Source organism: Paenibacillus bouchesdurhonensis (assembly GCF_900155685.1).
In the GTDB taxonomy this organism is placed as follows: domain Bacteria; phylum Bacillota; class Bacilli; order Paenibacillales; family Paenibacillaceae; genus Fontibacillus; species Fontibacillus bouchesdurhonensis.
Window position 1 is genome coordinate 4058090 of record NZ_LT732548.1, and the last position, 10136, is coordinate 4068225.

A 10136-nucleotide genomic window follows, 5' to 3' on the forward strand; every position below is an offset into this window, starting at 1 on the left:
AGACGGCAGAGGAGCAAGACTTAGTAGAGGCAGGCTTAGGCTTCATTCATTGCCTCAGGAATAAACAATAAGCCGGCTTCCCTCCGTCATAATTACGCTGACGATAGGAAGCTGGCTTTTGCATGTGGCATGTGTATTGTGGCTATCATCTCCATTAGTTATTAATGCTCTGACTCTCGAAATTCGGAAGGGGTATAGCCGGTATAATTCTTGAATGTCGTGCTAAAATATTGGGCGTTATAGCCTATCCTTTCAGCCTTAAAACTCTTCCATAACCTTGGATTTGTCGCCATGAACCTTTTCCAGGTGATCCTCTCCCCAAAAGCATAAATGGTCTAGCGCAGGTTTTAATCCCCAGCCGTAGGAAGTTAACTCATACTCCACTTTAGGTGGGATCTCTTTATAGACCTTTCGTGCAACAATCTCATCCTTTTCCAAGCCTCTTAGTTGAGTGGTCAGCATCTTTTGCGTAATGTCGGGCATTAACCGCCGAAGCTCAGACGTCCGTTTCCGTCCTGTCATCAAATGATAGATGATTAAAGGCTTCCATTTCCCCCCCATTACTTCTAATGCCGCCTCCACTCCAACTCTATACTTCTTTTGAACGCTGTTATTCCTCTTTTCAATCATCTCTTATTCCTCCGTTAAAAGGCTACGCTTGCTTAGAACAACAAACCGCTTCCATCCGTTACTCAGGCCAGTTTCTAGGGATTCTACCTAGGGTACTTCCATGTTCCTATGGTACCTGTATCATCCTATAGAACTTAAAAGTGCGTACTTCCAAATTATGCTCCTACTGTTTATAATAGCCTCAGTCATTGATCATGGCTACAAGTTAGCTGTTGAGAAAGGTAGTGAAGATACAAGTATGAGAGTATTAAGCGTTGTTTCGCACCCGAGAAAAGATTCCCTGACCTTTCAGGTTGCCGATCGTTTCGTACAAGGTCTTGCCGAGGCTGGCCACGACTATGAGATATTGGATTTACACGGGATTGGCTTTGACCCTGTTTTAAAAGGAGTAGATGAACCTGACGGTTCAGCTGCGGAACAGTCCTTTTCCCCTGAGGTGGAAATGGAAATCAGGCGAATGAAGGAGCATGATGCCTTGGTATTTATTTTTCCAATTTGGTGGTGGCATTTACCAGCCATGCTAAAAGGTTATATTGATCGTGTATGGAACAATGGGTTTGCGTACGGTTCGAAGCAACTTCATCATCAGCATGTCTTGTGGATTGGTTTGGCGGGCGCTTCCAAAGAACAGTTAAAAAAGCGTAACTATGATGAAATGATTACTCATCTGCTCAATGTGGGAATTGCAGATTATTGCGGTGTTTCCAATTCCAAGGTCGAATTTTTATACGAGACTTTGGATTCTAATCCCAAGCATTATGAGATGTTGCTTAACCAAGCTTATCACTTAGGGTTAAATTATGCCAAGGAATAGTAGCCTTAAGTTAAGTCTGAACTCTATGGAATCTGTCAAAAGAAATGCGCTAAACCAATAATGTGAATTTGCATCTTATTTGAGGGTCTTACTTCAAAAGTTGACGTTACAGAAAACCTAGTGATACGTATTAGGTTGCTAACATAATTTAAAAAGGAGTGTACAAAATGGACAAATTGTGGAGTAAAATTAAAATTGGAAATATGGAATTACCTCATCGTTTAGCAATGGCACCTATTTTAGAAGAAAATTCAGCAGTTTGCTGATTTGGAAATAACGGATGAGGAAATGCTTCGCGTAGTCCTTCATCGTCTGGTCAAATCAAATAGAGATAGCGGTGGACGGCAGAATTGCTTTATTTTGTAACTTCAGAAATCCAGAATTTATGAGGGCTTAACTGCTCCCTAAACTATTTGTCAATAATGGGCACTCTACACATGTGGAGTGCTGTGTGTCGCTCTTGAGGAAATAGCATATTTGAAGGGAGAAATAAGCATGACAAAAAGAAGTGAATCCAGTAATAAAATGGAGCTGTTGCCAGAGCAATGTGAAGGATTGCTCAAAACATTGAAAGCCCGTTTTGAAAAAAACATGATCCGGCATAATGATCTTGAATGGGCTGACATACAAGCAAAGCTTGAAGCGAGTACCGAAAAACTATGGTCGCTCCATGAAATGGAAACGACTGGCGGTGAACCGGATGTGGTTGGCCATGACAATAAGACGGGCGAATACATTTTTTACGATTGTTCCGCTGAAAGTCCTAAGGGCCGCAGAAGTGTTTGTTACGATCATGAAGCGCTGGAGTCAAGAAAAGAACATAAGCCAAAAAATAGTGCTATTGAAATGGCAACTGCCATGGGCATTGAGCTTTTAACGGAAGAACAATACCGGGAGCTGCAGAAACTTGGAGATTTCGATAAGAAAACATCAAGCTGGGTGCTAACGCCTGCCAGCATTAGAAAACTCGGGGGAGCTATTTTTTGCGATCGTCGTTACGACACTGTTTTTATGTATCACAATGGAGCAGAATCCTACTATGCCGCCAGAGGATTCCGCGGCTCGCTAAGGGTCTAAATTTTAATGACGACAATATTTTGTATGAAAATACTTTTTGAAAAATACAGTAAGATGGATCGTTCCACAAAGGGGCTTGCTGGGGCCGGCGAATAGAAGACCCTTGAATCAATGTTGCCAACGCTTAAGGATAAACGAGTTTTGGATTTAGGGTGTGGATTTGGCTGGCATTGTCAGTATGCCGTAGAGCAAGGTGCTAAAGCTGTCACTGGAGTTGTAGAACCTCAACCATCGGAACATCTGCTTCACACTGTTAGTGGAATGGAAGATGAGCTTCGCCGACCTATGATTGCTAATTATTTCAGCGAAGAAAAAATAACCTATATCATAAAGCTACAAAGGCATCGAGATGAAAAATCTTGATGCCTTTTTTTATAACTATTGTAAAGGATGATCGCCTGATAGCAACAAATTAATGTGCATTCATTTCATCTACGATTTCTTCTCCATCCAGATTAGTAGGATAATAAGTTGGCCAATGTTCCAATTCTTTTAATAGAGTGGCATGATCTTCATCTCCAAAATAGATATGGTAATGGCCGGCTTTGGTGGGATAAATATTATGATCACTGAACTGGACATGTGCTGGTACGCCGACTGCTTCTCCAACTAAGTCAAACAAATAACGAACGCCTCTTTTTCCAGATTCATAAGTCAAGATTTCGTAGCCATGATACTTATACTCTCCTGTTCTTCCCTCCCCGCTTTTATAAAATGTTATCGTATTATCCTGAATAACGATGCGTTCAAGGTCTGTTTTATATCCGACTGAGTAATATTCCTTGTACTCTTCAAAGGTTTTATCTTTGTTTGTTTCGGCTTTTTTATGTAATACCTTATCTAAACTTCCATCTAACAAGTATGGATAGACAGATTGCCAGTCCCCTCCCCAATCGGATAATTCCCGGTCTTTAATTTCGTCATCTTCAAATATTCCCGCATATATTTCTTTCTCTTTCTCATTATGGTGATCATGATTGCCATGGCTGTGGTCATGGTTATGATCATGGCTATCATGGTTTAGATCAGTGCTTCCTGCAGATTCCAAAGAAACAGAAGCCTCTTCAATTGGCGTTTTCTCATTTTCCTGACAGCCTGTAAGCATCGCACCTGTTAAGCAGAACACGGCAATGGATTGGGCAAGATTTTTTTTCATAATAAACTCTCTCCTTTTCCTTTTTTATGCAAATCGTAATTATTACTATTTACACCTCTGCGAATATACTACGTTTTGAATTTAATGTCAATATAATTCGTAATATTTACGATTATACAACATTCATTTTACCCTAGCCCATCATTTCCCTTAGTTCATAAAACCCTATTGTAAAATACAGGAACATTTGTTATAAATATAACAATCAATAAATCTATGTGCGACTGGCGTAAACGTGGAGAACCACGAGGAAGCACATATGTTCATATTAGCCGTACGCCTGGGCAAAGTATTTGGTTTAGTGACCAGATGCTTTTTTTATTTCATATCGAAAGGTTAGGTGAAAGGGATGAGGATGGCTTTTATTCTGTTTGACAACATGACTACGCTCGATTTTGTTGGCTTCTATGAAGCTGTAACCTGGATGGGGATTTTAAACGTTAAAGAAAATGTGCGATGGGATTTTTGTTCCACGAAAGAAGAAATTAAAGACGACCGAGGATTAACTGTCAAAATAGATCATATATCCCCAGACCTGACGAACTATGATTTAATATTTGTCCCGGGAGGAATGTCTACAAGGCAGCTTAGGTATGATTCCGATTTTATTTCATGGATTCAAACAGCGCGAGAGGTAAAATACAAAGTGTCTGTGTGCACAGGGGCTTTGATTTTGGGAGCAGCGGGGTTTTTAGAAGGCAAAAAGGCAACCACCAACCCCTACGCTTACGAACTGCTCCGCCCTTACTGCACTGAAGTCGTGAAGGAACGTTTCGTAAGGGATGGGAACCTATTCACAGGCGGCGGAGTGGCGGCTTCGATTGACTTGGGGCTATATGTTGTTGAATCTCTTACCAACAAAGATGCAGCCCAGCGTATTCAAGACTTGATGGACTATCCCTACTATCCGTCAGCTAAATAGATTCAAACCTGCTATTGATTTTCGATGGGATTATTGGGAACGCTCTTTATTTTTCTCCATGACAGCAAAATAGTTTTCCTCGTCATCTGCAAAGTTAAATACTCTGCCGGTAGGCAGACTTACGATTTCCCCAACTGTAATATTTTTTCCAGATAAATCACTATGCAGTTCATCGAGGTTATCCGTGAAGAACATTAAAGACGGTGTTCCCAAGTTTACTCCCGGCGACATTTTAGCAACGAATTCCTTGTCATGGAGAATGATGCTTGTTTCAGCCTCCTTGGTTGGAGCAATTTCAATCCATCTCATTTGATCGTTATTCTCTTCAGAAATTATGCTAAAGCCTACCTTTTCCGTCCAAAAACGCACCGCCCTATCCTGATTATTCACATACAACATAATTTGTCCTACCTGACTCATCATATATTGCTCACTCCCTTTACAGAATCTATTGCAAATTATTAGACAAACTCAAGAGTTGTCAGAAATTTCCCTTTAAATTCTAATAAAAAAGGCAATCCAATTCAAGCTGGAAATCAATACTCACTTGCATTTCTTGTTATTATGTAATACATTAATTGACGGGTCAATATTTGACCCCTCAATTAAACGAGCATTGCAAATGCAACACGCTGCTGGAGACAAAAGGCAGGCTCGTTGGTTACCGCACCCGGGAGGTTATTCAATGAATTGCTCAGCTACAGATCAAGAGCGTATTTTGTTTCTGCTTAAAGATTTCTGCAATCAGATCGGCCCGAAGTTTGAACGTAGTGCCCAATTGAGTTTGTCCCGCTACGAGCTTTTGTATCAACTGTACCTGACGGACGAGATGAATCAGTCTACACTGCAAAAGTCGGTCAACATCGATAATGCAGCCGTTACGCGCCATTTGAAGCAGCTTGAAGCTCAAGGTATGGTGGCGAGACGCAGAAATCCATCCGATCACCGTGAAACCTTTGTCAGCTTGACGAAGGAAGGACGGGAGCAAATTATTAGCTGCGGCACGGAAAAACGTAGTTTTACCCATCACATGTTCCAGGACTTCAGTTCGGAAGAACTTTATGCATTGACCGACATGCTGACTCGCATTCAGCAAAACATAAGCAAATATTAGATCTATAGGAGAGGAAGAATCCAAATGAATACAACCCATACTAAAGATTTCAAAGAAATCGTATTAGGACGCCGTTCCGTAAAAAATTATGACCCAACCGTAAAAATCAGCCGCGAGGAAATGACGGAGATTTTAGCCGAAGCAATGACCGCCCCATCTTCGATTAATATGCAGCCATGGCGCTTTGTCGTCATCGACACACCAGAGGGTAAAGCCAAAATGGCTGAACTGGCCATGTTCAATACGAATCAGGTCAACACTTCTGCGGCTGTTATCGCGGTCTTTGGCGATATGAACTGCATCGAAAATGCCGAAGAGATCTATGGAAAATCTGTCGAGCTGGGTTATATGCCTGAAGACGTTAAGGAAAAGGTGCTCAGCTCCTTCAAACCAATGTATGAAAGTTTGCCGGAACAGAATATGCGGGACATTGTGCTCATTGATGCCAGTCTCGTATCGATGCAGCTTATGCTTGTTGCTCGTGCCCATGGCTACGATACCAACCCAATTGGGGGGTACGACAAGCAGAATATTGCCGAGGCCTTTGGGCTCGATCAGGAGCGCTATGTTCCGGTTATGATCATATCGATTGGCAAGGCTGCCACCGAAGGCCGCCCATCGTACCGTTTGCCGGTTGAGGCTGTAGCCACCTGGAAATAATTTTTTTCACCCCAATGAGAAGCCGTTCTGTGGACGGCTTCTCTAGCACTCTAATGAGGTGATCTTCTGGGCGCTGATTGTAGTCATCGCGTGTTTGTGAGGGATGCCGGAGGAGCTGCAATCGAAGACAATTTCCGAGCTCTCTTGAATAAGCCAGTCCTGGTAATACGCAAGCAGCTCGCCCGAGTACCACTTATACGCATTCGGTTCTTTCTCCGGAGGTGGCGCAATAAACGGCTTATTTACGAACACATTCAGGATATGCATGCCTTTTTGATTTGTAAATCGTTTATAGTTGTCAAAAATCTCTTGGCGAAGCTCCGGTTTTATGTAATGCAAAACACCACTAGAAAAGACAATGTCAAAATGGCGATCTAAACGATAATCTAAAATATCCGCCTTAAATACGTTAACATGCACTCCGCTGTGATCTGCTAGTCTTTTTGTTTTCTCGATGCCGGCATCCGAAACGTCGAATGCTGTGACCTCATATCCATTTCTTGCAAAGAACACGGCATCCTTGCCCTCCCCGCAGCCAATATCCAGCAATTTCAAGGGCTTCACAGGCGGCATCCTCTGCAAAACCTGGTAGCATTCCTGGTTGGGTGCAGTCCCCCAGTAATAATCTTGCGTTTGATATGCTTCCTCATAAATCGTTATCGGTGTGTACTGTGAAGCGTACCCAAGAAGTTTATCGGTGCTTACTTCCAAGGTTCTTGAGAGCTGAGGCAATAACGAAATATCCGGCATGGTCTGAGCATTCTCCCATTTGGATACAGCTTGAAAGGAAAGACCAAGTATTTGTGCAAGCCCCTCTTGGGTCAGTCCCCTTTCTTTGCGATAGATCTTTATATTTCTTGCTAATGTTTCTTTCATTTTCTCACGCCCCTCTATGTAACTCCAATTGTATTGGAATTGCTTGGAAGGGACAATAACTTCGTATTTGAATTTTTAAATCGTTCAACCGCTGGTTGAACGCCTTGATTTACTTGGCAATAAAAACCCGAATTGTGTCTGATCGCCAGCCATTCAAGTCCCGCTCCTGCCCGCTACCCCATGAAATTCTTTTTATTAATCATTGACAATACATTGCGACTGGCTTAGAATCTAATTTATCATTCATCTAATTAGATATTTGTTAAATTTCATATGGAGGTGTCTTGACTTGCAGCTAGACAAGGTGGTGACCTACCATAAAGCACTCGCCGACCCTACTAGAATTCGCATGCTGATTTTACTTGCGGACGGCGAACGGAATGGACAAGAACTGGCTAAGAAACTGGGAGTAACTCCCGCTACCATTACTCACCATGCCGCAAAATTGCGGGAAGCCAGTTTGATTAACGAACGCCGGGATAAGAACACGATCTTTTTCTCGCTGAACCATTATTTTCTGAAAAATAGCGCTGACGCCTCGATCAATCTGATTCAACGTGCGTCTGAAGGAGGAACGAATATGTTCGATGAGCAGCAACAACGCCTGAAGGAATCCGTCATTAAAAACTTTTTTACCGCTGACGGCCGCCTGAAGAGCATCCCTGCCCAACTAAAAAAGAAGCTGATTGTGCTGGAGCATCTGGTATCCCGCTTGGAGATGGGGCATAAATATAGCGAACCGGAAATCAATGCGTTCATTAAGAACTATCACGAGGATTTTGCCACGATTCGCAGGGAATTCATCATGCATCAATTCATGTTCAGAGAGAACGATATTTATGAATTGAACCCGCAGGAGATGTGGGCTAAGTGGGAGAACCTTTCATAAGTATCTCGGACTGTTCCGAATCCGTAAGCATGTTATCCATCGATAAAAGCAGCATTATTAAAGCGGGCGCATCAACAACATGCACCCGCTTTCTAATTGCTTCTGTAATCGGTACAACAGCTCCATGGTTGAACTGTTAGTTAATAAAGCCCTTCCTGCCCTAGTTACGGAAGCACATTCCCCGCTGCGCGGTAAATGCCGTACCATTCTTCCCGAGTCAGCTTGATGTCGGCGGCTTTGCAGCAATCCAGGATTCTCTCCAGGTTCATTGTACCTGTCACTGGCTGCATCTTTGCTGGATGACGAAGAAGCCACGCAATGGCGATTGTCGTGTTGGAAACCTCATATTTTTCCGCGATTTCATCGATTTTCTGATTCAGTTCCGGGAACTTCTCGCTGCCAAGAAATACACCTTCAAAGAAGCCGTATTGGAACGGCGACCATGGCTGGATCGTGATATCATTCAGCCGGCAATAGTCCAATATGCTCCCATCACGGTTCACTGCAGCCGAGTTCTCCATATTTACGTTAATTCCATTGGAAATCATATTTGCATTCGTGATGCTCAATTGCAGCTGATTGGCGACCAGCGGCTGTTTCACATGCTTCTTCAGAAGCTCGATCTGCATCGGATTTTGATTAGACACCCCGAAATGCCTTACCTTGCCGGAGCTCTCCAATTGATCGAAAGCTTCTGCGACCTCTTCCGGCTCTACCAAGGCATCTGGACGATGCAGTAGCAGCACGTCGAGATAATCCGTTCTCAATCTTTTCAGAATACCGTCCACCGAATTTAATATATGCTCCTTCGAGAAGTCAAACATGCCTTGGCGAATGCCGCACTTGGATTGCAGGATGATCTTCTCGCGCACGTCATCATTCATATGGATCGCATCGGCAAAAATCTCCTCGCATTTGCCTCCACCGTAAATATCCGCATGGTCAAAGAAATTTGCACCCGCTTCGAGCGAGGTCTGTACAAACTTCTCCGCCTCAGCTTGTCCCAGTGAATTAATGCGCATACAACCGACCGCAATCACCGGCACCTCCAAATTGCTAGTTCCAAGTTTCATCGTTCTCATGATTCATATCCTCCTTGTCTAGATCTTTTGAATCATCTCCATGTATTGTACAATAGAATTTTAAAGCTTAAAGTTAACTTCAAGTCAAGAGTTGGCTGCTAATATTTGAAATCGTGGAAGGGAAGATGGCAGATGAGCTATTCCATTAAACAAGTGTCTGAAAAAACCAAATTGCCTAGTCACACCCTGCGCTACTATGAAAAAGAAGGACTGCTGCCGTTCATAAAGCGAACGGAGGGCGGCATACGCCGTTTCTCCGACGATGATTTGGACTGGCTCGGATTAATTTGCTGCCTGAAGGAAACAGGCATGCCCATAAAGCAAATCAAGGAATTCGTAGATTTAAGCGTGCTGGGCGCAGATACATTGGAGCAGCGCTGCGAGATGTTAGTCGAGCATAAAAAGAGCGTTGAAGAGGATATCAAAACGATGGAAAAGCATCTGCAAAAGGTGACTATGAAAATCAACCATTTCACCGCACAGTATGAAGAGCACGCTCGCCTTTGATTTCTCGCAATTAAGATAACCCGATGGAATAATTAATATGCTCAATCCGTGATGGCGAACCTTCGCTATCTCTTGTCATTAAGCAGGAGAAGCACCGCGTGGCGAAACTTCATTGCGAGCATGGAGCCCTGTTAAAAATCATAACAGGGCTTTTGCATTTTTTAGAAGCTTCATCCCCTACGACAATGGAGAGATTTTTCTCCCTCGATCATACAAACCTCCCCCTTCATACAAATACATCTACCAATTACAATAATAGGTAAATAAAGACGAAGGAATCTTTTCTCGCAGAAAAATGTAAACGCTTAAACACCTGCTTTTTTCGCCTTTCCTATTATGAACCTGATCTTGTTTTAAGAACATCTTCCCCCCCCCCCCATTGCCACCTTTATTTGGATGATTTGCTATT

At 42.9% G+C, this 10136-nt stretch carries 13 protein-coding genes, 1 pseudogene and 1 riboswitch; of the genes and pseudogenes, 8 read left to right on the forward strand and 6 right to left on the reverse strand.

The genetic code is table 11. The annotated features are described in order from the left end of the window. Positions 1–161: 161 nt before the first annotated feature. Positions 162–293 carry an AraC family transcriptional regulator gene (locus CZ379_RS27015; protein WP_110933654.1) on the reverse strand — a complete coding sequence of 44 codons (132 nt, stop codon included), beginning with the start codon at positions 291–293 and terminating at the stop codon, positions 162–164. Continuing rightward, entirely contained in the window at positions 259–630 is a 372-nt protein-coding gene (locus CZ379_RS22465) for a winged helix-turn-helix transcriptional regulator (protein ID WP_110933655.1), read from the reverse strand. The genes CZ379_RS27015 and CZ379_RS22465 overlap by 35 nt, the downstream gene beginning before the upstream one ends. Before the next feature lie 238 nt (positions 631–868). Between CZ379_RS22465 and CZ379_RS22470 the strand changes: the two genes are divergently transcribed. From CZ379_RS22470 to CZ379_RS26830, 3 genes and pseudogenes are all read left to right on the forward strand, one after another. After that, positions 869–1444, forward strand: coding sequence for an NAD(P)H oxidoreductase (locus CZ379_RS22470; protein WP_110934514.1), 576 nt, complete (start codon positions 869–871; stop codon positions 1442–1444). Positions 1445–1939: 495 nt separating this feature from the next. Beyond that, complete coding sequence (locus CZ379_RS22475; protein WP_110933656.1) at positions 1940–2521, forward strand: DUF4256 domain-containing protein; 582 nt, start codon at positions 1940–1942, stop codon at positions 2519–2521. Positions 2522–2527: 6 nt separating this feature from the next. Next, a pseudogene (locus CZ379_RS26830) lies at positions 2528–2794 on the forward strand (DUF1698 domain-containing protein); the annotation flags it as partial. Positions 2795–2933: 139 nt separating this feature from the next. Here CZ379_RS26830 and CZ379_RS22485 read toward each other — a convergent pair. After that, entirely contained in the window at positions 2934–3677 is a 744-nt protein-coding gene (locus tag CZ379_RS22485; RefSeq protein ID WP_110933657.1) for a metal-binding protein ZinT, read from the reverse strand. Between the two features lie 210 nt (positions 3678–3887). Beyond that, a riboswitch (ZMP/ZTP riboswitch) is annotated at positions 3888–3970 on the forward strand. Positions 3971–4026: 56 nt separating this feature from the next. Between CZ379_RS22485 and CZ379_RS22490 the strand changes: the two genes are divergently transcribed. Beyond that, complete coding sequence (locus CZ379_RS22490; RefSeq protein ID WP_110933658.1) at positions 4027–4599, forward strand: DJ-1/PfpI family protein; 573 nt, start codon at positions 4027–4029, stop codon at positions 4597–4599. A gap of 30 nt (positions 4600–4629) precedes the next feature. Here CZ379_RS22490 and CZ379_RS22495 read toward each other — a convergent pair whose 3' ends face one another. Further along, a complete protein-coding gene (locus tag CZ379_RS22495) occupies positions 4630–5022 on the reverse strand; it encodes a VOC family protein (protein ID WP_110933659.1) in 393 nt (130 codons plus the stop codon). 262 nt (positions 5023–5284) lie between these two features. Between CZ379_RS22495 and CZ379_RS22500 the strand changes: the two genes are divergently transcribed. After that, a complete protein-coding gene (locus tag CZ379_RS22500; RefSeq protein WP_110933660.1) occupies positions 5285–5713 on the forward strand; it encodes a MarR family winged helix-turn-helix transcriptional regulator in 429 nt (142 codons plus the stop codon). Positions 5714–5737: 24 nt separating this feature from the next. Beyond that, the gene (locus CZ379_RS22505) at positions 5738–6373 is read left to right on the forward strand and encodes a nitroreductase family protein (RefSeq protein WP_110933661.1); all 636 of its coding nucleotides are present in this window, start codon (positions 5738–5740) and stop codon (positions 6371–6373) included. A 42-nt stretch (positions 6374–6415) separates the two neighbouring features. Here the strand turns inward: CZ379_RS22505 and CZ379_RS22510 are convergent, their stop codons facing one another. Continuing rightward, a complete protein-coding gene (locus CZ379_RS22510; RefSeq protein WP_110933662.1) occupies positions 6416–7249 on the reverse strand; it encodes a methyltransferase domain-containing protein in 834 nt (277 codons plus the stop codon). A 289-nt stretch (positions 7250–7538) separates the two neighbouring features. Here CZ379_RS22510 and CZ379_RS22515 point away from each other — a divergent pair, with 289 nt between their 5' ends. Further along, positions 7539–8138, forward strand: coding sequence for a DUF2087 domain-containing protein (locus tag CZ379_RS22515; protein ID WP_110933663.1), 600 nt, complete (start codon positions 7539–7541; stop codon positions 8136–8138). A gap of 164 nt (positions 8139–8302) precedes the next feature. Here the strand turns inward: CZ379_RS22515 and CZ379_RS22520 are convergent, their stop codons facing one another. Beyond that, positions 8303–9220 carry an aldo/keto reductase gene (locus tag CZ379_RS22520; protein ID WP_110933664.1) on the reverse strand — a complete coding sequence of 306 codons (918 nt, stop codon included), beginning with the start codon at positions 9218–9220 and terminating at the stop codon, positions 8303–8305. 132 nt (positions 9221–9352) lie between these two features. Here CZ379_RS22520 and CZ379_RS22525 point away from each other — a divergent pair, with 132 nt between their 5' ends. Next, positions 9353–9727: a MerR family transcriptional regulator gene (locus CZ379_RS22525; RefSeq protein ID WP_110933665.1), complete on the forward strand. Its 375-nt coding sequence runs from the start codon at positions 9353–9355 to the stop codon at positions 9725–9727. The last annotated feature ends 409 nt before the right edge of the window (positions 9728–10136 follow it).

Coding starts and splice junctions, on each gene's coding strand:
- CZ379_RS27015 (WP_110933654.1), bottom strand. CDS start 293: ATGGCGACAAATCCAAGGTTATGGAAGAGTTTTAAGGCTGAAAGGATA.
- CZ379_RS22465 (WP_110933655.1), bottom strand. CDS start 630: ATGATTGAAAAGAGGAATAACAGCGTTCAAAAGAAGTATAGAGTTGGA.
- CZ379_RS22470 (WP_110934514.1), top strand. CDS start 869: ATGAGAGTATTAAGCGTTGTTTCGCACCCGAGAAAAGATTCCCTGACC.
- CZ379_RS22475 (WP_110933656.1), top strand. CDS start 1,940: ATGACAAAAAGAAGTGAATCCAGTAATAAAATGGAGCTGTTGCCAGAG.
- CZ379_RS22485 (WP_110933657.1), bottom strand. CDS start 3,677: ATGAAAAAAAATCTTGCCCAATCCATTGCCGTGTTCTGCTTAACAGGT.
- CZ379_RS22490 (WP_110933658.1), top strand. CDS start 4,027: ATGAGGATGGCTTTTATTCTGTTTGACAACATGACTACGCTCGATTTT.
- CZ379_RS22495 (WP_110933659.1), bottom strand. CDS start 5,022: ATGATGAGTCAGGTAGGACAAATTATGTTGTATGTGAATAATCAGGAT.
- CZ379_RS22500 (WP_110933660.1), top strand. CDS start 5,285: ATGAATTGCTCAGCTACAGATCAAGAGCGTATTTTGTTTCTGCTTAAA.
- CZ379_RS22505 (WP_110933661.1), top strand. CDS start 5,738: ATGAATACAACCCATACTAAAGATTTCAAAGAAATCGTATTAGGACGC.
- CZ379_RS22510 (WP_110933662.1), bottom strand. CDS start 7,249: ATGAAAGAAACATTAGCAAGAAATATAAAGATCTATCGCAAAGAAAGG.
- CZ379_RS22520 (WP_110933664.1), bottom strand. CDS start 9,220: ATGAGAACGATGAAACTTGGAACTAGCAATTTGGAGGTGCCGGTGATT.
- CZ379_RS22525 (WP_110933665.1), top strand. CDS start 9,353: ATGAGCTATTCCATTAAACAAGTGTCTGAAAAAACCAAATTGCCTAGT.